Origin of the sequence: Enterococcus sp. C57 (assembly GCF_040887305.1) — a bacterium.
Taxonomy (GTDB): domain Bacteria; phylum Bacillota; class Bacilli; order Lactobacillales; family Enterococcaceae; genus Enterococcus_B; species Enterococcus_B hirae.
The window spans coordinates 210,229-233,419 of the sequence record NZ_JBFOFP010000002.1; the positions used below are offsets into that span (position 1 = coordinate 210,229).

General features: G+C 35.2%; 19 protein-coding genes, 1 pseudogene and 1 riboswitch. Of the genes and pseudogenes, 4 read left to right on the forward strand and 16 right to left on the reverse strand.

Going from position 1 to position 23,191, the window contains the following annotated elements; all coding sequences use genetic code 11:
* Positions 1–26 precede the first annotated feature (26 nt).
* Complete coding sequence (locus AB5M32_RS02910) at positions 27–1,229, forward strand: MFS transporter (protein ID WP_178286221.1); 1,203 nt, start codon at positions 27–29, stop codon at positions 1,227–1,229.
* A gap of 113 nt (positions 1,230–1,342) precedes the next feature.
* Here AB5M32_RS02910 and AB5M32_RS02915 read toward each other — a convergent pair whose 3' ends face one another.
* The 4 genes from AB5M32_RS02915 to AB5M32_RS02930 all read right to left on the reverse strand — a co-directional run bounded on the left by AB5M32_RS02915 (position 1,343) and on the right by AB5M32_RS02930 (position 7,007).
* A complete protein-coding gene (locus tag AB5M32_RS02915; protein WP_178286219.1) occupies positions 1,343–3,379 on the reverse strand; it encodes a penicillin-binding transpeptidase domain-containing protein in 2,037 nt (678 codons plus the stop codon).
* A gap of 121 nt (positions 3,380–3,500) precedes the next feature.
* A complete protein-coding gene (locus AB5M32_RS02920; protein WP_010737634.1) occupies positions 3,501–4,382 on the reverse strand; it encodes an LCP family protein in 882 nt (293 codons plus the stop codon).
* A gap of 79 nt (positions 4,383–4,461) precedes the next feature.
* Positions 4,462–5,655 carry an FtsW/RodA/SpoVE family cell cycle protein gene (locus AB5M32_RS02925; RefSeq protein ID WP_368024291.1) on the reverse strand — a complete coding sequence of 398 codons (1,194 nt, stop codon included), beginning with the start codon at positions 5,653–5,655 and terminating at the stop codon, positions 4,462–4,464.
* A 113-nt stretch (positions 5,656–5,768) separates the two neighbouring features.
* Positions 5,769–5,934, reverse strand: a riboswitch (M-box (ykoK) riboswitch).
* Between the two features lie 458 nt (positions 5,935–6,392).
* Positions 6,393–7,007 (reverse strand): flavin reductase family protein, encoded by a 615-nt coding sequence (locus tag AB5M32_RS02930; protein ID WP_368024292.1) that lies wholly within the window; start codon positions 7,005–7,007, stop codon positions 6,393–6,395.
* 228 nt (positions 7,008–7,235) lie between these two features.
* Between AB5M32_RS02930 and AB5M32_RS02935 the strand changes: the two genes are divergently transcribed.
* Positions 7,236–8,006 (forward strand): ankyrin repeat domain-containing protein, encoded by a 771-nt coding sequence (locus AB5M32_RS02935; RefSeq protein ID WP_368024293.1) that lies wholly within the window; start codon positions 7,236–7,238, stop codon positions 8,004–8,006.
* Between the two features lie 282 nt (positions 8,007–8,288).
* On the opposite strand, the gene AB5M32_RS02940 is transcribed toward AB5M32_RS02935, so the two are convergent.
* From AB5M32_RS02940 to AB5M32_RS02985, 10 genes and pseudogenes are all read right to left on the reverse strand, one after another.
* On the reverse strand, positions 8,289–8,762 hold the full coding sequence (locus AB5M32_RS02940) for a YbaK/EbsC family protein (RefSeq protein WP_368024294.1): 474 nt from the start codon (positions 8,760–8,762) through the stop codon (positions 8,289–8,291).
* A gap of 201 nt (positions 8,763–8,963) precedes the next feature.
* Positions 8,964–10,724 (reverse strand): annotated as a pseudogene (locus tag AB5M32_RS02945) (1-deoxy-D-xylulose-5-phosphate synthase).
* A gap of 282 nt (positions 10,725–11,006) precedes the next feature.
* Positions 11,007–11,249, reverse strand: a complete 243-nt coding sequence (locus tag AB5M32_RS02950) for a GlsB/YeaQ/YmgE family stress response membrane protein (RefSeq protein ID WP_010719097.1) — start codon at positions 11,247–11,249, stop codon at positions 11,007–11,009.
* 36 nt (positions 11,250–11,285) lie between these two features.
* Complete coding sequence (locus AB5M32_RS02955) at positions 11,286–11,798, reverse strand: Asp23/Gls24 family envelope stress response protein (protein ID WP_223603608.1); 513 nt, start codon at positions 11,796–11,798, stop codon at positions 11,286–11,288.
* Positions 11,799–11,843: 45 nt separating this feature from the next.
* Positions 11,844–12,032, reverse strand: coding sequence for a DUF2273 domain-containing protein (locus tag AB5M32_RS02960; RefSeq protein WP_010719095.1), 189 nt, complete (start codon positions 12,030–12,032; stop codon positions 11,844–11,846).
* Positions 12,033–12,044: 12 nt separating this feature from the next.
* Positions 12,045–12,608, reverse strand: coding sequence for an alkaline shock response membrane anchor protein AmaP (amaP, locus tag AB5M32_RS02965; RefSeq protein ID WP_010737641.1), 564 nt, complete (start codon positions 12,606–12,608; stop codon positions 12,045–12,047).
* Between the two features lie 690 nt (positions 12,609–13,298).
* Positions 13,299–13,457 (reverse strand): cyclic lactone autoinducer peptide, encoded by a 159-nt coding sequence (locus AB5M32_RS02970; protein WP_081127549.1) that lies wholly within the window; start codon positions 13,455–13,457, stop codon positions 13,299–13,301.
* Positions 13,441–14,037 (reverse strand): accessory gene regulator B family protein, encoded by a 597-nt coding sequence (locus tag AB5M32_RS02975; protein WP_368024295.1) that lies wholly within the window; start codon positions 14,035–14,037, stop codon positions 13,441–13,443. Before AB5M32_RS02975 ends, AB5M32_RS02970 begins: the two co-directional genes overlap by 17 nt.
* A gap of 108 nt (positions 14,038–14,145) precedes the next feature.
* Positions 14,146–14,892 (reverse strand): LytTR family DNA-binding domain-containing protein, encoded by a 747-nt coding sequence (locus AB5M32_RS02980; RefSeq protein WP_034698101.1) that lies wholly within the window; start codon positions 14,890–14,892, stop codon positions 14,146–14,148.
* A 2-nt stretch (positions 14,893–14,894) separates the two neighbouring features.
* Complete coding sequence (locus AB5M32_RS02985; RefSeq protein WP_368024296.1) at positions 14,895–16,181, reverse strand: sensor histidine kinase; 1,287 nt, start codon at positions 16,179–16,181, stop codon at positions 14,895–14,897.
* Positions 16,182–16,821: 640 nt separating this feature from the next.
* Here AB5M32_RS02985 and AB5M32_RS02990 point away from each other — a divergent pair.
* Positions 16,822–17,295, forward strand: coding sequence for a DUF2975 domain-containing protein (locus AB5M32_RS02990; protein ID WP_010719090.1), 474 nt, complete (start codon positions 16,822–16,824; stop codon positions 17,293–17,295).
* 8 nt (positions 17,296–17,303) lie between these two features.
* Positions 17,304–17,525: a helix-turn-helix transcriptional regulator gene (locus AB5M32_RS02995; protein WP_010719089.1), complete on the forward strand. Its 222-nt coding sequence runs from the start codon at positions 17,304–17,306 to the stop codon at positions 17,523–17,525.
* 165 nt (positions 17,526–17,690) lie between these two features.
* Here AB5M32_RS02995 and AB5M32_RS03000 read toward each other — a convergent pair whose 3' ends face one another.
* Together AB5M32_RS03000 and AB5M32_RS03005 are read right to left on the reverse strand one after the other, a co-directional pair.
* Positions 17,691–22,595, reverse strand: a complete 4,905-nt coding sequence (locus AB5M32_RS03000; RefSeq protein ID WP_368024297.1) for a Rib/alpha-like domain-containing protein — start codon at positions 22,593–22,595, stop codon at positions 17,691–17,693.
* A gap of 50 nt (positions 22,596–22,645) precedes the next feature.
* On the reverse strand, positions 22,646–22,849 hold the full coding sequence (locus AB5M32_RS03005) for a hypothetical protein (RefSeq protein WP_368024298.1): 204 nt from the start codon (positions 22,847–22,849) through the stop codon (positions 22,646–22,648).
* Positions 22,850–23,191: the final 342 nt, after the last annotated feature.

The window sequence follows — 23,191 nt, forward strand, 5'->3', positions numbered from 1 at the left end:
ACATTTTATAGCTAAGGAGTTTTGATATGAATACAACAATCAACAAACATGCACTCGTTTTTGGTTTCACTTCGGTCTTTTTGATTGGATTAGGGTTAACAATCGTTAATCCGGTCATCCCATTTATGGTAGAGCAATACACAAAAAACACACAGCAACAAGCAACCACGGTGACACTACTCAGTGCGATCTATGCTTTTTCCATGTTTTTAGCCGCCCCTATGTTAGGCGCACTCAGTGATCGGTTTGGTCGGAAAATTATTTTGATCAGTAGTTTGTTTGGCTCTGCGATTGGGTACTATTTATTTGGCTTTGGTGGAGCTTTATGGATACTTTTTCTTGGTAGAATAATTGAGGGGTTAACCGGCGGCGAAATCTCAGCTATTCTTGCCTATTTTGCTGATTTGACACCAATTGAAAGTCGAACAAAATATTTTGGATGGATTAGCGCGACTGTTGGGATTGGAACTGCAGCAGGTCCTTTGATTGGTGGGTTCTTGGCACAGTACGGACCAGCAACTCCCTTATACGTTGCCTCCTTTTTGTCTTTGAGTAATGCGGTTTACGGTTATTTTTTCATGCCTGAAAGTTTGACTAAACGTGAACGTACAAGAAATCTTTCTCTTCAGCAAATCAATCCCTTCAAGCAACTCCAATTGGTTTTCACTTTTCGATCAGTCAAATGGTTATTGATCACAGGTTTTTTGATTTGGCTACCCAACGGTTCATTCCAAGCGATTTTTGCTCAATTTTCAATTGATACTTTCCATTTATCGCCAATCATCATCGGTTTTACTTTCTCGTTAATTGGCATTATGGACATTTTTGCTCAACTGTTGATTATGCCGATTTTATTAAAATTTTGGCTAGAAAACCAGATCATCACTATGGGTATTACCAGTGAAATGATTGGTTATTCTGTCATCATCCTTTCCGCTTTTTATAGATCGATCCCCTGCTTTATCATCGGCATGGTCTTTTTCGGGCTAGGTGATGCGATTTTTAGTCCTTCCTATAATGGTTTGATTTCAACGTATGCTAGCAAAGAGGACCAAGGGAAAATCCAAGGGGCTTCACAAAGCATCCAAGCATTAGCTAGAGTGATCGGTCCGATGATTGGTGGTCAACTATATGCTACTTTCCATCATACGATGCCATTCATTATTGGATTCATTTTATTAGGCTTAGCTACTTTTATCGTTAAACCAAAAGTAAAAAGATCATTCTAAAGCATCCCTATATAAAAAAACTAATCGAGTGACTGTAGTATTCTAAATAATTTAGGTTTCCTAGCCCAAATGTAAGTAGTGACTACAGTCATTGATTAGTTTTATTCATTCGTCTATTGATAGTTTTGATTCAAGTATTGGAGCAACTCAGGTGCACGTTTCGTTGCAGAATCACCTTCTGCTTTATCTTCTAACATGCTGATCATGAGATAACCATTTGTATCAGGATTCACAGCAAATAGGAAGCTATTTTCTTGTCCTTTTTCATCTTGTTTTTCTTTGATTTCCGCTGTACCAGTTTTTGCTGCTATTGGTATGCCTAAAGCAGCTAAAGAATGAGCGGTACCATTCGTATCTTGAACAACATCTTTCAAATCTGGCAGAATCGTCTGTACAGCTGTTGAAGCAATGACATTTTGTTTAACTTTCGTTTCTTTATCCATCTCTAATTTTGGATAAACGAGATTTCCATTATTAGCAAAAACAGAATACATCGTTGCTTGTTGGATCGGATTGATTAACAGTTCTCCCTGCCCATAACCAGTATCTGCTAATAAGATTTCTGACTTAAAACTATCCTTATTTGAGATTTGTGCGGGATTCATGCTGATCGGCAAATCTAAGTCTTCCCCAAAAATGAATTTATTTAATCCTTCGCGGAATTTCTTCTCACCCATTTTCAAGGTTTCTTGAGCCATATAGATATTATCTGAATAAATCATTGCGTTTCTCAGATTGACTTGAGGCACATCGCTGACACGAGTAACTTGATACGATCCCCATGATTGGTCTTTTTGCCATTTCAATCCATTGATCGTCAATACTTCGTCTGGATTCAGCGTTTGATTATCTAATCCGATTGCGGCAGTAATCATTTTAAATGTAGATCCGGGAGCGTAACCGGTAGCAAAACGACTAATAAATGGTTGATCTTTATTTTCCGTATAGGCTTGATAATCTTCTTGGGAGATTCCATTTGTCATTTTGTTTGGATCATAACTTGGAGAGCTCGCTAATACTAACAACTCACCCGTTTTTGGCGAAGTCGCTACTGTTGAACCCGCTTTTCCACCTAAACTATCAAATGCGATTTTTTGAGCATCGGCATCAAGAGTTAATTTGATATCCTGACCATTTTTCACTTCTTGATCGATCAATACTTCTTTTTCTGTCCCATCAGCATCCGTAATACTCAATTTCCCCCCATTGGTGCCACGTAGTTCTTTGTCATAAGTCATTTCCAGACCAGAACGACCAATTTTACCATTACTACTTAATTCAGCATTCTTTTTGATATCTTCTGCTGAGATATCACCAACATAACCAATCAATTGCGCTGCTGCTTCGCCTAACGGATAGGTGCGACCATCAACTTCTTGGATCGCTGCTCCACTTGGTAATTCGGGGGTTTGTCCATCAATGATTTTTAGAGGAACAAAATAATCCGGTTGTACCCAACTTTGAGAGATAGCTTGATTGATTTCATCTTCTGAAAGATCGAAAGCTGCAGCAATTGCTTTGATGTTTGCTGTTTTCTCTTCTTTTTCTCCCAGCTTTCTAGGAACGATCCCTAACTGTTTCAATTTGCCCGTCGTTGCTAATTTCTTTCCATTTCGATCAAGGATATCGCCTCTTTTAGCTTCCTCACTAGTCAGACTTACTTTGTCTGTATCTTCCATTTGAGGAAAAATCAAGTTCGGCTGCCAGTTGATTTTGATCTGATCATTTTTATTTGTCAAAGTTCCTTTATATGATAGGTCTTTTAATTCGCCTAAGCTTGTATTCATTTTAGCTTTATAAGAAAAAGAATAGGTTTCACTATCTTTTTTCGTCACTTTTAAATTAGAGATTTCCAAGCCTTTTATGGCCACAGCTCCGTAAATGTTTTGGTATTTTTCAAGAGCTTCTTTTTCAGAAATTGTCTTCTTAGTCTGTGAATCAATTTGCGTGTATGACATCGCCTTTTTATAATCGCCAGTACTTAAACGTTCCGCAAACTGTTGGATCGTTTTTTCTCCTGCTGAAACCACTTGCTCTTCTTGCGTTTTTTGATAGTAAAAATACCCGCCACCAGCCGCAAGAACTAAAACAAGGGCGCTTGTTAGATAAACACCAGTCTTGCTCCTACGATGATTGTCACTTCGTTTCATTTTGTCCCTCCGCTCACATTTTCTTATCTTAACTTCTATCCATTTTACCATAAGAAAAGAAGCTAGAACACAACGACAATCGCATGTTTCTAACTTCTTACACTTTAAATAAAATGTAAATCTATTGGTCTAAAAACTGATTGATTGCTAATTGATTTTTTTCTAAATCAAGTTCTAGTACACTACCAGAAGGTGTGTAATCATTAAAATTCCAACTACCTTCAACTGGTACAGATAACGTATCAATTGGTTTGTCATCTTTTAAGAAATCAATGCCACAATCAATTAATACACTTTCAGGTAAATTCGTTTTAATACTTCCCAAGAGTTGACCGATTGCTTTTGGTAATTTAAGGATGGAAGTCACATCTTTTAATTGCTTAGAAATTGCTTTGATCACTTGTTGTTGTCTTCTGATCCGTCCAAAATCTCCTTCAGCATCTTCTCTAAAACGCGCATATTGCAATAAGGTATTCCCATCCATTGTTTGTTCACCTTTTTTGATGTATACACCATCCAAGTCTAAATCTTTCTCAGCATTGATATCTACACCGTTAGGGAATAGCTCATTGACACAATCAATGAAATCTTGGAAGGTGATACTTGCATAATAAGGTGTTTCAAATTTGAAATTTTCTTTCAATGTTTGGTTCAAAAGATCAATCCCGCCATATGAATAAGCTGCGTTGATCTTATCTTGACCATGCCCAGGTATATCTACATAAGAATCACGCATAATCGAAACCAATTTTGCTTTTTTAGTTTTTTGATTATACTGAGCAATCATCAAAGAATCTGAACGTCCATTTTCTTCTTTCGACCGGGCATCAGAGCCAATCAATGCCACATTGATAATCTTAGGAACACTTTTGGCTTCTACTTTTGGTACATCGTCTGCTCGACTCGTTGAAGAATAACCATGAACAAACTCAAAAGAAAAATAGCCGATGACAATGACGACTGCCGTCAATAGACCTAAAATCACTTTTTGAAATGTTTTCATTTTCGATTCCTCTTTCTAACCGAACCTCTTACTTGAAATATAGCCATTTTTTTATTATGATAGTCCAATTGAGAGATTCTTAATTGTTCTTGTTTAACAGTTCAGGTTTCTTGAGTTGTAACCTCTCAACCTGCTTATTTTTCTCTTTCACTTGTCGAGACGAGATATTCAAAGCTAATCCAATAGCAAAAGACAAGATTAAATAGCTTGTTCCTCCGTAGCTGACAAATGGCAATGGTACACCTGTCATTGGAATTAAACCAAGGATGCTTCCAATATTGATACTTGTCTGAACGAGTATCCATGTCCCTACACCAATTAAGATCAAAGTTGCCTGTTGGTTCTTTTGTTTTGTACTCTTTTGGAAGATTCGCATACATAATAAGAAAAGCAAAAACAAAACAAGTAATGCGCCTATCAATCCAAACTCCTCAGCAATGACTGAGAAAATAAAATCTGTTTCGGATTCAGGGAGATAACCTTTTTTAGTAATACTATTCCCCATTCCTCGACCAAATAGGCCACCGTTGTATAGTGCATAGTAAGAGTTACTCATCTGGTATCCTGCACCATGTTCATCTAAAAATGGATTATGAACCATTGCGATTCGGTCATAAGCGTGTTCAAAAAATGAAGGTAACAAATGATGCTTTTCAAGTAGTAAAACTAAGCCAGCTACTAAGATCAAGCTAGCAATCGCTACTCCGATAATTATCAGCCCTTTTTTAATGGGAATAGCTGCAGCCCAAAAGATAGCTCCAGCAATAGCTAAAATCATCAGTGCTCCCGCAATTTTAGGTTGAAACAAAACAAGCACGGCAATTCCGCCCACAATCAACACTGGTATATGAAGTTTCTCAGGAACACTTCGGTCATTTCTAAAAAAACGACTTAAATATAAAATCAAAAAAATGGTTGCGATTTCTGACGGTTGAAACTGGATTCCAGCGATTGAAACCCACCGCTGGGCACCATTAACTGTTACAGCAAAAATCCCGAGTTTCATCATCGCTAATAATAAGCCCGATACAATCAATCCAGCTTTTATTATTCTTGGTTTCAGTAGAACTTGTAATCTGATGGAATAGGTCAATACAATTACGCCCCAACTAAGAATAATAAACAAAAATTGCCGAATAAATAAGCTTTTAGGATCACTTCCTGCTACCAATAAACGATAGGAACTAGCACTATATATCTCTAAAAGACCGACAATTGACAAAGCCAAATAAGGGCCTAAAATCAACCAGTCGATCTTTCTGTTTTTCCACATCGCATATCCCCCTCCTCTTACACAAGTTAGGCGAACACGAGCAGTTAAATATAGAATCAGTTATAGAATATAAGAAAAGGTCAGAAACCTTTTCGAACAAGAATTCTGACCTAGCATCATCTCATCGTCCGAGTTTTAGCACTATACAACGTAAAGAAACACTCTTAGCTATTTGAAAAAGCCTTAATCCGACAATTCCTGTTTGACTCATTGGCGTCTTTCGACGTTTCTGAGCAATAGCATATGTTTGTATAGGAGCCTCACCTAACAAGGTTATTACTATTTTTATTTTTTACAGAGTTAATAGTAAGCTTCTTTAACTATTTTAGCAATCATTTATTTGATAAAAAAACAAAATTAATCAATCTTTAATATATTTCCCCTTTTTAGGAAGTCGTTTAGTATGAAAATACCTTGCTGACTTGATTGATTTTTCTGTTTTACTTTTCTCGTTTTCACTTTTCGGAATAAAATTTCAAGTTATCTTAACATTTACATACCAGTTTATTCATACATTAAAAAGTCTCATATTTGCCTTTTTACTTGCCTATTTTAAATAAAACTTTAAATCATTCGGTTTACCTAAAAAAACTTTATTGTTTTTTATAACTAAAAAATGTTTTAGCTAAATTTCATTTCTTTCTCCATTCATGAAAGAAATGAGCTTACGCCAATATTATAATAATATTTTTAGGATTATACATCCTCTAAAAATAACATATTTATCGTCATGTGGTTCACTTTGGCCTAGGGATGGTAAAGATTTTCCCTAAGGTTGCATAATCATTCCCTGCTAATCGACTAACTGGTTGTAGTTTCTTGGGATCGATCTTCCCAGATACTGGATCATATACCTCTTCATTTAATTGATACGTATGGATTTTTAATAAAAAAAGATCGGCAGTAACTTCTTGCTCATTTTTAATTTCGAGATGGTCATATAAATCCGTTTCAAAAACAATTTTTGACTCATTGATTGGTGGAATTGAACCATTCCTACTTGTTTTCGTAGTCAAGTTAGTCAAGGTTAGTTCACTTTCTTCTTGCGGAAGAGTTGCTGCTGTTTTATTGACCTCCACCACATTTTGCTCATCTAAAACTTGGATAATTGCTTCTTTCCTTATTAAGATATTTTTAGCAGTATCTTTCATCTGCTCATTTTTTCTTTGGACAGCTAACGAAACGATGGGTGGATTTGAACTAACGATATTAAAATAGCTGAATGGCGCAATGTTTAAGTTCCCTTTCTCAGTTAATGTTGAAACAACAGCTACTGGTCTGGGAATAATTGAACCAATCAGTAATTTATAATTTTCTCTTTCTGTTAATTGAGATGACAAACGTGTAAACATCTACTCCCCTACTTTCATTTGACAGAATCAAAAGCTGTTCACCTGTCTAGATTTAGTCAGACACTATTTTTTACTATCTATCATTGTTCTTTTTTTGTCAAGAATCCGTATTGGAAACGTTGCTTATTACGTTTTTGCCTCTATATAAAGAGCTGTGCATTGTTTAGCAAGTATTTATTTTGCTGTTTATGGCTATTTCAACTAAAATAATATGGAGGAGGCGTTTTCATGAAACCTTATTCAATCCTATGGTTATTCCCTACGTTATTGGTATTTGCAGGATGCGCCAATCAGTCCCCTCAGTCAAATGGTGCTACTACTAGCACGAATTCGATTGTTTTGGATTCTACAACTTCTGCGCCTTTACCAACTAATCCCAACCATCCATCAAAGGAGGAAACACCAATGTCAATTGCTCCAGGTCGCTTGTTACAAGCTGTTAGTGCCGAGGATTTAAATCTAGTTCAAACGTTGTTAGACCAATCAACTGCGATGATTGATGAACAAAATGAAAAAGGAGAATCCCCATTATTGATTGCTGTCCACCATAATATGATCGATATTGCAAAAATCCTCATTGATCACGGTGCGAACATCAACTTACAAGATCATATTCAAGATAGCCCTTACTTATATGCTGGCGCACAAGGAAAAACTGAGATTCTTGCTTATATGCTTGAAAATAGTGAACCTGATCAGTCGATCGTTAACCGTTTTGGTGGTAATGCCTTGATACCAGCTGCCGAAAAAGGACATTTAGCCAACGTCAAACTTTTGCTAACTGATGGTCGTGTTGATATTGACCATCAAAATCATTATGGCTATACTGCATTGATTGAAGCTGTGGCTTTGCGAGATGGCTCAAAGATCTACCAAGACATCGTCCGAGAATTATTGGCTCATGGTGCAAATAAAGAATTGCGTGATAATCAAGGAAAAACTGCCGAAGATTATGCCAGAGAATTAGGATATGATCAACTATTATCTCAATTAACTTGATTACAGGAACAAAATAATTTCCAAATAAAAAAGCTGATGATCGATGTTTTATAACAAATTGACACTTTTGTTTATAGCTTAGACATTTGCTTTTTTGTTTTACTTTCACGATCGTCTCATCGTTTTTGTATGAACCATGTTCGGTTTACTTTCTGATCAGCTAAGCTTTTTGGTATGGAACGTCACATCTGCGCCTTTACTCATACGCAGTTTTTCTATCACGAAACCTTCGTTAAACAAAAGATTTCACTTAAGATGAACCTGTTTCATTATGGTTACAGGTCACTCCACTGCTGGTAATACATACGTTTTTATTTCTAATACTTGAATGATCTTATCTAAATCTGCCACTTTGACTACCATGGTTTGATCAGGTCTACCAGGTGCAAATACTAATTTTTCTTGAGCGAATATTTCTTCATCAATAATGATAGGAACAGATGATTCATAACCAAATGGTGAAACAGCACCTGGCTTTTGTCCCGTTTCCGCTTCCATTTCTTCAGCCGAAACAACTGACACTCTTTTACCAATCAGTTTGCTTAATTTTTTAAAGTCGCTTCTTTTAGTCGTGAAGGTTAAAAAAATATAGCGATTGTTTTGTTTATCTTTTAGATACAAGCTCTTCGTCTCAGTACCACTAAACCCTTGTTCCTCTTTTACAACTAACGCATCCTCATTGGTAAAAATTGGGCGATGGCGATAAAGTTCAAACGCAATCTGGTTTTGTGTAAATATTTCTTGCAAATCAATCAAAAAAATACCTCCTTAAAAATAGATTATTTCTTTACTTTTCTATTTTATGGGATTTTTATCGATAAAAGCAATGTTTATTTCATTACTCGTTCGGTTTATCCCTAACTTTGTTTACATAATATAAATATAGTTTATTTAAGTCGGATTTCTTAAAAAAGCAGAGTAAATTCGTTGGATATCACGAATTTACTCTGTTTTATTCTATTGATTTAAACTGCTAAGACTATCTGCTACGATTTGTTTTGGTGTCAAATGATAACGTTCATACAATGTTTGAACAGGTACACTATCAGTAAACTCTTTTTGAGAACCAAAGTTTAGAACTTGGATGGTTGAATCTCCATAATAGCGACTGATTTTTTCACCAAATCCGCCCGAAAGACTACCATCTTCTAAAGTGATAATCAATTGGTGATTTTCTTTTAATCCTTCTAAAGTTTCATGATCAAGTTCGGTGATCGTTCCAGGGTTAATCAAAGTGCCTGAAATCCCCTGATTCGCAAATTCTTCTAAAGCTTGTTTACCTAATTCAAGGAAGCCACCTAGTGCTAAGATTGCAACTTTATCTCCAGCAACCAAGCGTTGGTAACTTGGAATAGCGTAGTCTTTTGCGATTGCTTCACCAGATGTCACACCATGAGCAGGGATTCTAATAGCAACCGGTGAATCGGTTTGCGATAAACTCCAATCCAACATCGAAAGTAAGTCTTACTTCGTAGCTGGCGCTAAATATTTAATATTAGGAATACTTGAAAGATAAGGAATATCAAAAGTCCCTTGGTGGGTACGATCACTTCCTGAAATGCTTGCTCCTCCAATTAGAATGACTACTGGATTTTCGTTGATCGCTAAATCATGAGATAATTGATCATATGCTCGTTGTAAAAACACACTTGAATGGAATACCACAGGTCGAATCCCTTGAGATGCTAAAGCAGAAGCAAATGTGATCGAATGTTGTTCTGCAATCCCCACATCAAAGTAGTGTTCTGGATGTTTTTTTTGAAATTCCTTTAAGCCAAACATTCCTGGAATCGCAGCATTCACAGCCACGATAGGCGTTGCACTTGTTTTCGTTTTTTCATCAAGATAGTTCATAATTATTTGATTAAAACTTTCACTAGTAGGAGCATTTTTCGCTTCGCCTGTTTCTAAATCAAACGGTACATGCCAATGATATTTCATTTTGTTTTCGACGGCTGGCTCATAGCCATGACCTTTTTCGGTGTGAACATGTAAAACGATTGGATGGTCAATGTCTTTAATTTCTCTGAAAACCTCAATTACTGTTTCTAAATCATTACCATCCGCAATGTAGCGATAATCATACCCCATCGCTTTAAATAAATTATCATTACTTGTCCCATTGCTTTCACGAAGCTCTGCTAAATGACGATATAAACTTCCCTGATTCTCATCAATGGACATTTCATTGTCATTCACTAAAACAATCAAATTAGAATTGATTGTTCCACCATTATTCAAACCTTCAAAAGCTAAGCCTCCACTTAAGGAACCATCCCCGATAAAAGCAATGATATTTCCTTTCTCCTGTTTCAAATCACGGGCTTTTGCAAGACCGACCGCTAAACTGATCGAAGTTGAAGTATGCCCCACAGTAAAATAATCATGTTCACTTTCATGTTGATTGGAATAGCCACTAATTTCGTGGTAGCTTCCCTCCTCAAATCCATTTTTACGACCAGTTAATAACTTATGTCCATAAGATTGATGGGAAACGTCCCAAACAATTTTATCCTTGGGCGAGTCAAACACATGGTGGAAAGCAATTGTTAATTCCACGACACCCAAATTTGGGCCGACATGTCCTCCGATCGCACTATTTTTTTGTAAAATCTTTTCTCTCATTTCTGTAGCTAATTCAGACATTTCGTCTATCGTTAGTTTTTTTACCTCTGTTGGACCATTGATTTGGTCTAAGATGTTTGTCTTTATACTCACTATTCTCTCTCCTTTTGCAATAACATGTCCGAAAAGAATAACTCATTTCGGCCTTAGTAATTGTTACCACAAAAGATATTGTACTACTTGGAGTCAACTCTAAGTCAAGAGGATTTTGAGTAAAACTTCACAATAACAATGATATTTTTATTCTAAACAGCTTACACGAATAAATTTTACTAACTAGACCGAATTTTTTTAAAGTAGATAAAAAAAGCTGAGACAATTATTGTCTCAGCTTCTGATTTTATTTATGATCGATCAAATGATCCGATCAAATTCTTACAGTTTACGAGCAAAGAATGATACGACCAATACAAGAATGATTGCACCAATCAATGATGGAACGATTGCCATGCCCCCGATACTTGGTCCCCAAGTGCCAAGTAAAGCTTGTCCGATCGCTGATCCAACTAGACCTGCGACTACGTTAGCAATGATTCCCATTGAAGAACCTTTATTTGTAATAGCCCCTGCAATTGCTCCGATAATACCACCGACGATTAATGACCAAATAAATCCCATTTTAATTTCCTCCTAATTTCTTTTACTAACAATCAATTACTGAACACGTGGTTCAGTGTTTTCTTTCACTTTTTGTGTTCCTTTATTCATAGCTGCTTTTGCTTTATCTGTTTGTTTTGAAGCAAATTGACCAGTTGATTTAGCAGCGTCTGTCACTTTGTCTTGGACAGTTTCTTGATCTTTTGCATATTCTTCTTGTGTTTTGATATCAACTACATTCACATTCACTTCGATTACATCTAAATGTGTCATATCATTCACTTCACGGCTGATCAAGTCTTTAATTTGATCATAGATATTTTCAATATCTTTTCCGTATTCTACAACTACATCTAAGTCAACAGCTACTTGTTTTTTACCAACTTCTGCATTGATTCCTGCTGTGACATTATCCGTGTTCACTAATTTTTCAGCAATGTTTGAGAAGAAACCGCCATCTAATGTTAATAACCCATCAACATCTTTCAAAGCATAACCGATGATTTTTTGAATTACTTTATCTTCGTAAGTTAATTCTCCACGTGAAATATGGTTATTCTCAGATGTCATTGTATTTGTGTTTTTGATTTCTTTGTTTTCCATGTCCAGTTCCTCCTAAGATTTAAAAAATTGATCAAATATTTTTGTTTCTTTCAAATAAAAACCAATGCCTGCACCTATAGCAGTCATGATTAATATTAGAAGTGTTTTAAAAAATCCAACTGTTATCCATAAAACAGCTAACAGTAAGCCAAGTCCCCCGAAGATAATAGGGAGCTTGTACGCTGAAAATATCTCTTTCATGATGGGCCCCTCCTATTCTACTCGAGCGTGCTTGTGTGCATTACTGTCGTAATCTTCAAATCCACTATAAGTAACAGCTACAGCGATGTTTTGTTCAGTACCAAGTACTCGTGCCACTTGTTGTTCAATGTCACGCATCAATTCTCCTGTTTTACCAATTAAAGAGGATGTTCGTTTTAAATCCCCTTTTACATGGACATTGATTTTATTTTTTGTTGAGCGTACTCGAACTTTTGGTGAACCAACAAATTCTTCTTCATGTAATTGTGATCGCACAAGCCCTTCGATTGCTTTCTTGTCTAAAGTCAGTTTTCCATCTTTTTGTTTTAAAACAAACGTTCCTTTGGATTTTGGATAGAAAAGAACAACTAATAACAAAATAAGCACAAGTATAGCAAAAACGACAGCTGTCCAAAATAGATATTGTTGCACGTAGTAGTTCGTTATGACAAAAAATCGAAAACGTTCCAACTGTTCTGGCATCATATACGGTGCGTTGATCAACGCAATCCCTAAAAGCACCGTCAGCAAGAATAAACTTGCAAGAATACCGACGATCTTCCACCCTTTATTCATTCTCCACCTCCTACTTCTAATTGACCGTGATCACACATGTTATTTACAAGATTTTATAGAAAGCGCTACCATGCCATGCTAATACTAATAGCCTTTTTTCACTTTCTATGACAATCATTCATAAATAACGTTTCCCTCCAATAGACTGTGTTGCCTTTTTTCTATTGGGTATATTTAAAGGATAGTAGTCTACATTAAAAAATGCAAAGATAATGCTCAGTTATTATTACAAAAAACTATCAGTTGCTATGAAAATTTTCTAATATTTATCGTTTCCTACTCTCTTTCTTCTTTCTTATCTGTAAAAAACAGATAAAATTTCTTTCCAAATATCTTTTAAATGAATTATACTTAAGTAAAGATCATTTGAAGAAATGGAACGCTTTAGCCATGTTTTTGAAAAAAGGGGTGTTGTGAGATTATGGTAAAGAAAATAATTTATGCTCTAATAACTACCTTAATTTATTTAATCGTTTCTAATGCAGGGAATTTATTTTTTGGAATTTCAAAAGAATTTAGTTGGACAACGACATTATGGGAATCTTTTTTCTTTTTTATATTTGTTTTGCTCTTACAAAATTATCGAAAAAAATAAGTCTTAGGGTCAAAATAGCAACTACTATTTTTGATCCTAAGACTTATTTCGTATGATGAATTCTTTTTATTCCACTAGTATTTCGATTTACAAGTTTATTTTTCGATTTGTTTCAATGCTTCAGGTACTTTTGGTTCATAAATAATTCCTGTACACATTGTTCCTTTACCTATAGCTTCTGTAGCAACAGCAATAGCAACAGTTGCTAAAATTCGCATATATTTTAATTTTCTTGAGCTAATTTTTTTTAACATTTTCTTCATCCTTTCTTTTTTGAACAAACATTAAAAGGGTTGAGATCATCATGCCTAACAACAGTAAGGTACGAATACGGTTATTTGATTGAATCCCACCAAAAATAGTAAGGAACAAACTGACCACTATCATCTGGCTCTTTCCATTTAGCAAAGAACTTTTCGCCGGTTTTTGTGCGATCACTATCCCTTTGAACCACAAGATCAAGCAAATCATGAGACTGCAGATCACAAAGCTGGCTCTTGTGATATCTACAGCAAAAGTAGTAACTAGATATGGTAATAAGACAAAGAAAAATAGACTTAAGACCGTACATACATTACTATCTCTTGCATGGAAACTTTTTGTTGTTCTTCTCATTAGTGTAAATGCCAAATGGGTAGTTAAAACCGGCAGAATAATATGAAGACACCTAGCTAAACAGTAGATAAAAAATATCTTTGAACTAATTACCAAAAGAACAGCTAATCCATATTCCATTTTTGCCAAGTCAATTTCTGACAATTGTAATTGTCTTCCTATCCGCTTACTAATTGTTTTTGAAACTTTTTCTTCTAAAGATATAGATTCTTCCGACATTTGATCCGCTCCTTTTCATCTATATTATATTTGTTTTTTTATAAGATAGTTGGTTTTATCAAAAGTGAACGTTATTTGATCAAAAGTGCGGAATACCTGGAGATGTAATCAACAACTGGTTAATTTCTTGAACTGATTTACTACTTTCTTTAAATGACGAGTAGAAACTAAACATTTTGCTCCATTGGACATAGTGATCACTCGTTCTTTCTTATTGATTTCTTTCACATTCATCAGATTAACTACATAAGATTGATGGCAACGACAAAATACCTCATACATACTTTCTACTTCTTTGATCTTCCCTATATACTCAATTCTGCGGTTATCTAAATAGACGATCAATTTATGGGGTGTTGGACTAGATTCAAAATAAAATATCTCATCGACATATAACTTTACATCAATTGGACCATTCTTAATCCAAATTTGGGGTCTAGTTTCCAGATTTGTATTCAAATAGCGTTCAATTGCGACGTCAATACATTCCGTCACTCTCTTTTGAAAAGTATCCATATTATCTTTGACAATGTAATCTAATGCTTCTACTTTGTATAAAAAAGTTAAATAGACTAGATCTGTATAAGTTGTCACAAAAATGATTTTTGCTGTTGGGTCGTAATCTCTGATTTTTTTTGCTAACTCGATCCCATTTAAATCCGTTTTTAGATCAATATCCAAAAAATAGATTCCTTCTGTTTTATGTTTTGAAATAAACGACAAGATCATCATTGGATCATCCGTAGCAAATTGGAATTGAACATCATAGTCTTTCATCAATAAATAATTTGTAATCATCCGAGTAAGCTTATTTCGATGAGCAATTTCATCATCACAAACAAATATTTTTAACATTACTAGCCCCTCATTCCACTAATCGTTATGATTTGTATAAAGCGATTGTTTTCAATTTTTGTTTCTAAAAAAACATTCTCGTTCAAATGAACAAGCTCGTCCAGATTCGTTAGACCTAGTCCTTGATTTCCTTTTTTAGTAGTAAAATTTACTTTTTTCAATTCATGTAATTTAGGAATACTCGAACGACATTGATTCATTAAGACAAAAAAACAATTTTTGTCTTCCTCCATAATAGTCAATTCAATTTTTCCCTTTTCTAAAAAGGCTGATTCTTCAATTGCATTATCCAGTATAATCCCTAGCATACGAACAAGTGTGACTGTTGAGATAGCGATATCCGTAATGGGTGTTGGAATCATTACGTTTACTTCGACACCCCTTTGGCTAGCCACGTATAATTTACTCAAAATAATGCTTTTTATCTCTCTAATTTTAAGATTTGAAATCGAAGCAATTGGGAGATTGTTTTCTTCAAAAATCGTTTCTGTTGCTTTGATACTTTGATAAAAATACTTTTGCAGCCCTTCAATATCCTTTGTTTGAATATAGTCCTCTATTGAAAACAAAATATTCTTATAATCGTGTTTGAATTTTCGTAACGCAAGATAGTTATTTTCGATCTGTTCACTGTATTCAATCAGGTGACGCATTTCTTTTTGCTGTTCTCGTGTTTCGAATTCTTTTTTCTTGATAAAAAGTAGTACACAATAAATTATGGTAGACATTACACCATAAAGAACCGTAAATAATTCATTACTGATAACTAGGAATCTTGCTAAAACAGAAAAACGATCACTACAAATGTTAATAAAATAAACAATAATCGTAAAAAAAACAACGATGGCCGCTATTTTTAAAGTCGTTTTATCCCTAACAATCTTTGGTATGACCATTTTTTTTAGAAAAACAGTAACGATCCACAAACAACCTGTTCCTAAAACAGCTGTAAAAAAATCGCTGATATCCCACCCTAAAATTTTATATAGATATTTGGCTGTTCCATCAATGAATATGTAGAAAAATAAAATAATCGAAGGATAAAATATCGCTATATCAATGTTTCGATCAATGATATAGATACTTAGACATAACCCAGCCCATAAGATAACTGTCGCAATGATATTGATCCATTGATATAAGGCAATATAAGCGATTACACTAATAAACGAAAACAACTGAAATTTTTTATTTGATAAAAGATTCCTTAGATAACCAAGAGCCATAAAAACAGTGTAAAGCTGACCAATCAAAATTAGGATAAATAAACTTTCTTCATTTAATTTCATTTAAACTTCCCCTAACAACCTAATAATTTTATCTGAATTTTTTATCCATACTTATATAACAATTTATATTAGCGTATTTTGTTTCTCCACTCCCCCCAACCAAACAAAATAAAACAATTAGTTATTTGTACACCTAATTTTAATAACGAAAAATAGGAATAAATTTTCCCAACCAATCATGATCTCCGCTGTTATTTGTGATTTTAGCATATTTACTTTAGATTTGGGAGGGTATAAACATGATAATGATACGTTTTTCTCCTTAAAAGTTCTGTTATTTAAAACTATCGTAAATGTAATCTAAATTAAATATCTTTTTTGCAAAAGATATGTTATAATTAATCTATTGCGATAAATATTTTATGCGAGATTTTGATTTGTTTTGATGAAATTTAATCCCACTGGCGTAACTTCAGGGTTACAAGGATGTATTAGTGGTTAGGGAATACATTGTTTAAATGAGAAATAGTCCATTTTTAGTAATAGTTTTACAGCTTTAAAATATAATATGATTCGTTAGAACGCCTTTTCTTTATTGAAAAAGGCGTTTGTCCATCCTTCCATTTATTGTTTATCGATAAATAATTATTGATAATGAACAAACCTCATGCTATACTAATAAAAATTTAGGAGGCATTTTATGAAATCCAAACTGTTCTTTATCCAATTAATTGTTTCTGTTTTTTGTTTTGTTCCCCTTCTCTTGGGAACGCTATTAACTATTCAATTGAGTACAAATCCTACAAATCCATTTAGCAACTGGCAAACTACACTATTTATTCTAGTTCTTTACCTGATCCTTCTAGTAACTTTGTTGCTCAATTTCTTCCTGCTCCGCTTAGTCAAAACCTTCCCTTCAAAGGAAACTTTTACTAAAAAGAGTCTCAAACTTAGCAGTAAAATCCGATCTTGCCTTTTATGTATCACGATCCTTGCATTTGGTATTTTGCCAAAATTTTACCAAATAGCTGATATGAGCGATAGTCCAGGAATCCTACTCATCGCTTTCGTCTTACTCTTTATCCCTTTTTTTATCTACATCCTTTCAAGCATTTTGATTGATTTACTCAAACAAGCCATTTATTTAAAAAATGACTATGATTTAACAGTGTGAGGTGTCGAATGTCTATTATTATCAATTTAGATGTCATGTTAGCCAAGCGAAAAATGAGCGTGACCGAACTGAGTGAAAAAGTAGGTCTTACGATGGCTAATATCTCTATTTTAAAAAATGGTAAAGCAAAAGCGATTCGGTTTTCTACGCTCGATAAGATTTGCGAAGTTTTAAACTGCCAACCAGGTGATATCCTCGAATATCAAGATACAAGCCAAATGAGAGAGTAGCTCATTTCTTTAGTTGAGTGACACCAATGAAAGCTAACTACTTACCAATGAAAGCTAACTACTTACCAATGAAAGCTAACTACTTTCTAATCAATCTGAAGATCGACAAAAAAGCCCACGTCAGCTGTAGTCTAGCTAACGTGGGCTTTTTAATAACTGATTATCTTATTTTTTAGAATTTTTATTTGCTTTTCTTTTTCTCCAAAACAGGATGATTCCCGCTAAACTAACAATCAAGACACCTGATACAGTAAAAACCGTATTTTTTGTTTCATTGGTTTTTGGTAAATTACCATTTTTTGCGCCACTTGTATTGTCTCCATTTGAGTTCTTTTTTTCTGAATCTGTTCCTGTGATCTCTTTATCTTCAGTCATGCTATCTTCTGTACCATCTTCTAAAGCACCATCCGTCCCTTTTTCCACCACTTCATAAGCCGCTTCAGTTTCAGTAGAAAAACCACCATAGGAACGGTCAGCTTTCACGACTAGTTTAGCAACACGATACCCCAAAGAAGAAGTATCGATTTCTGTTTCAGGATCTAATGCAACCGTATAAGCAGTTTTCGGCAGCTCTTTGCCATTGACTTTAACTTCTTTCAAAAGATTTTTAAGGTCCACACGTTTCGTATCGATAACTATTTTCGCTTCTGCTGGTGTCACGGTAAAATCTCCTGTTGGTTCAAACCCATATTCAGTCACATTGTAATACGCATAATTGGAACCATAAGTGTAATTTCGCTCTTCTTCTTCTGCCATCAAGACATTCCCACTTGGATCGGCATGATACACTTTAATTTGATCTCCCACCGAAACTTTTAATGGTTCCCCACTATTGAATCGATTAATCGATTGTTCAATTGTTTGCGTACCGCGAACTTCGTATTTATATTTACTGCTGTTATTTGTAAAAACTTCAATCCCATAGTAAATTTCCATGTCATCATATTCTGTGATACGGTTCGATAAGTCACTTCCGTCTTCTCCCTGTAATGATTGGAGTTTGATTTGTTTGTTTTCTTTTATCAAACTGTAGGCACCTACAGTATCGCCATCTTGATTTTTTAGTTGGATCGTACTTCCCCACTTCACTTCGTAAGGCACTTCCACTTCTGTAGAAGTCACCTCATCTGCGGTAGACAATTTCACTTTTAACATTTTCTGTCCAGTGGTATTTGTATCAAAGTCAGAAACTTGTTCGACATCATATAATGTCGTCTCTAATTTTTGACCATTGAAAGTGACATTTTTAATCAAATCCATTCCATCAATGTCACTGGTATCTTCGCCCAAGGTAAATTCATGCGAAACTGTTTCAGCCTCCATCTCAGTGATGGGAACAAATTCTTGACTGGCCACTTGATAATAGGCGTAGTTGGAACCCGCTGTATAATTTTTCGACAAGTCATCTCGCATCAATAAATTATTCTTCGCCTCTGCATGATAAACTTTAACGATGTCCCCTTCCTCAATCGGTAATGGTTGGCCATTATTAAACCCGTTGATCGCCTGCCACACTGTCATATTGCCCGTCACATCATACTGGTATTTTATTTGTTCCGATAATCGAGTAGTCGGATCTAAGCCCATAATATTTTCGACAGTGACACCTGTTTTTTCTTCGGACTGATTTTCTGGATTTCCTACTATTTCGATTCGATAGTAAGTATCGCGACCAAAGGCACTATTCACATGATCCGATAAAACGGTGGAATCATCCCCTTTGCCAGCTTGTATCGTCCACTCTCCGCCTTGTTCCACAATACTATAAGCGCCCACATTCTGGTTATCTAACCCTTTAAGTAAGAAAGTACTTCCCCAAGCCACTTCATAAGGAACATCCAGTTCAATATCTGCTGAGCCATCTTCTGGCTTAAGATTTAATTTGACTTCTCTTTTACCAACAGTAGAGGTGTCCATTTTAGAAAGTTGCGTAATCTTATAATTTTTGCTTTCCACCCGTTCACCATTGATCGTTATATTCGCTAATAGCTGACTCAAGTCTATATTTTGAGTGTTTTCCATTAAAGAAAAAACTTTATTTGGTCCTACAGCTTCAATTACCGGCATGGGCTCAAAACCATAAGAAGTTATGCGGTAATTAGCATATGGAGAACCATAGGTATAGTCCTTTTCTGTTTCATTTACCAGTAAGACAGAACTACCGTCTGAACGTTGGGGATGATATAGTTTTATGATATCACCTGCTTGGACATTCAATTTTTGTTTCGAGCCAAAATTAGCCATTACCTCTTCTAAAGTCGCATAACCCGGTATCTCTTGCGAGTAAACAGATCGCCCTTCACGCACTATTTCAATGGAATAGTAAAGTGAAGAATCGGTACTAATTGGTGCATTAAGATCGGTTTTTAATCCTTGGTTAAAGACTAATACCCGATTCGTACTGGAAGTTCCCGCATATAATGAAAAGGCCCCGGCTGATTGTCCATTCTGAGCTTTTATCAAAATAGTTTTCCCCCATTTGACTTCATAGGGAACGTCAAGCTCTTTTGATACCAGCCCATCTTTCGTATCAATACGTACCTTGATCGTTTGTGAACCAGCTACCGAAGTATCGAAATCACTCATCTGTTTGACTGTATATAGATTACTAGCCACTATCGTTCCATTGACCGTAATACTATTGATCAACTTCGATCCATCAACGTTACTGCTGTCTTCACCCAAGATAAATTCTTGAGGCATCGAATCAGCCGTTACCGCTAAAATTGGTTCCAAGCCATATTCAGTGACTTCATAATACGCATAATCGGAACCCATCGTGTAATCCTTGACTAATTCGTCTTTCATTAATAGATTTTTCCCAACAGAATCGGCATGGTACACTTTGATCACGTCGCCTTTACTAACCGTTAGCGGTTGCCCATTATTGAAGCCCTGGATGGATTCACGAATTGACTGATTGCCTGCCACTTCATAACGGAACTTGTTAGTTGTCCCCTGTAAAATTTCAATGGAGTAAAAGGTATCTCTGCCAAAGTAGTTATTGACTGGCTCGTCTAATTCTGTACCTTCTACGCCCTGGCTAGCTTTAATCTGCCATTGATCATTACTTTTTAGTAAACTGAATGCACCAACAGTCGATTCTTTCAACCCCTTTAGAACGAAAGTATCACCCCATTTCACTTGATAAGTGACTTCAACTTCTTCAGAGACTAAACCATCTTTTGTGGTAATCTTGACTCTCATCGTTTGCTTACCAACTGTTCGAGTATCCCCCCCATCGATAAGGTTGATTTTATACTGTTCATTCGAAGTTAATTGATCATTAAGACGTATATTTTTGATGAACTCTTGTGGATTCAATTGGTTGATATCTTCGCCTAAAAAAAATACTCTTGCGCTTTCAGCTGTTATTACGGGAGCTGGGTCTAAACCATACGCTGTTACACGATAACGAGCATTCTCTGTTCCGTATGTAAAATCTTTTTCTTCTTCATCGATCATCACGACCGAGCTATTAGCTGTTTTCCCTGGGTGTGTGATTTGGATGATATCATCTATTTTAACGTCTATTTTATTCTCTTTATCTCCAAAAGCATTCATAATTTCTTGTAAAGTTGCCCGATTTGTTACTTCTTGCGTATAGATCGTTCTCTCATTACGTAAAATATCCAACCTATAATACAGTTTAAATGGATCTTGTAATTTTCCTACCGCCACGTTTAACGGTGATTCTAATCCTTGGCGAATCGAAAGAGCTGCGGAGTCATTATTTGAGTTACTGACATCAAGAGTGAAAGCACCTGCAGAATGGCCATCAATTGAACGCATTAAGATGGTATTGCCCCATAATACATTGACTGTAGTGGTTCCTGTTCCTTTAATCCAGACACTCGCCTCAGAAGTTTTTTTCTTAACTGTAATGTTTACTTCTTTTTGACCAATAGTCTGAAAATTTGTATCGGTTGTTTCGTCCACGACCAATTCTAGCTCATTAACGTCTACTTTCTCACCTAACAGTGTCACTTCTTCTATATAATTTTTAAAATTTGAACTTAAAGAAGGGTAGGATACTCCTAATATTCGTTCTTCTAATGGTTTTAATTTAACTTCTAAACCTGGATTGGAGATAACTTCAATTTGTACTGCACTATCTGCAGTACGCCCATCTGAGGAGGTCGCTTTCGCCAGACAAGTTTGAACACCCTCTTGATTCATATCAGGGGCTTTGACCCATTCAATTTTATATGTAGACTCTTCATAATGATTCACCACATTAAAATAATCGGCTGCTTTTGGAACAGCACCATATTGTATGACTTTATGTTCTCCTGCTTTTGGTAACATCTCTAGCGGCAAAGGCATAATCGTAATCGGCACAGTGACTTCAAGTGTTCTTCCAGAGTCATCACTGACTACTATTTTCGCTTCTTGCACTCCTGGCTGACTCGTATCAGGAGACGTTTTCCATTCATATTTTACATTTCCTCGAGTATTCTCTACTGACTCAATATATTCTACAGCGTTAGGTACCTCATCACCTTGTTTAAGCGTATGTACGCTATCTTTTATTGAAGCTTTCAATTTCCCAATACTTGCTTCTGCATCAGGAAAATCTACTGAAAAATCAATTGCATCATATTCTTTAACTATCCCATAAAAGTAAGTAGGGTAATAAAAGATTTCCATAGGGAAAATCTCGGGTTGGTTTGGCGCAATTTTCAGACGAGTGAATGTAACTTGATAAGCCGCAACATCTAATTGGACCAATTTCATTCGCCAATTTCCGCTTTTTGAATCTACACTAAAATGTTTACCTTCTGGAATAGTTCCATTATGTGGTGCCCCTTGAGGTAATAAATATATTGTGTCCCTCTTTATCAGAATGCCATCACGAGGGAGATCAGGGTCATAAGCTGGTTCTGCAAGACCTATCTGATTGCTATAATCAAAGTCTGAAACAAGTATATATTTTAAATTTACTTGTTCATCTACTTTATAATTTAAGTTAATCTCATCTACTGTAAGTCTTATCCTAAAATTCAAATATTTTCCTAAATACGAAGAAGCTGTCTTCCTAAGTTCTCCACGTTGATAACTGGTTAGCACAGAATCTCTAGAAGAAATTGTTGTATTTTTTTGATCATCTTCTGGATCTACTATATTATCATTCTCTGCTTTTTCACTTGTTTTTTTTCTTTTCCCTGATTTATTTTTTCAGTTCTTTTTGATTTTTGATTTATAGCTCTGCTTTCATTTGTAGGCAACATCGAACCTGCTCCCACGATAGTCCCACTATTAATTTGACCGAGTATCAATGCAAAAATCAACGCACTTTTCAATAATCGTTTTTTATCTTTCAACATAATCCTCCCTTGATTACTCTATTAAGAAAAAAATTTTTCTTTCATCAAGAAGCATATAAGGAATTATTTTATCGTACAATGTCATATTTTACCAACAAACCAGGAAAAATAGACTTACTTCAAATCGTTATTTTTTAAATTGTACTATAAATGTCAAAAGAAATGAAAAAAACTGATATTTATGGAATTGATGAATCATCATTGATTTTTCCGTTTCATTTCAGATAGTAAAAATGCTGAGAAAAACTGATATTACAATAAAATTCACTTTAGATAGAATTCACCCTCCCTCTAGATGCGGTTAATGAATAAATTTCAATAGGATGATTATCGTAGTAA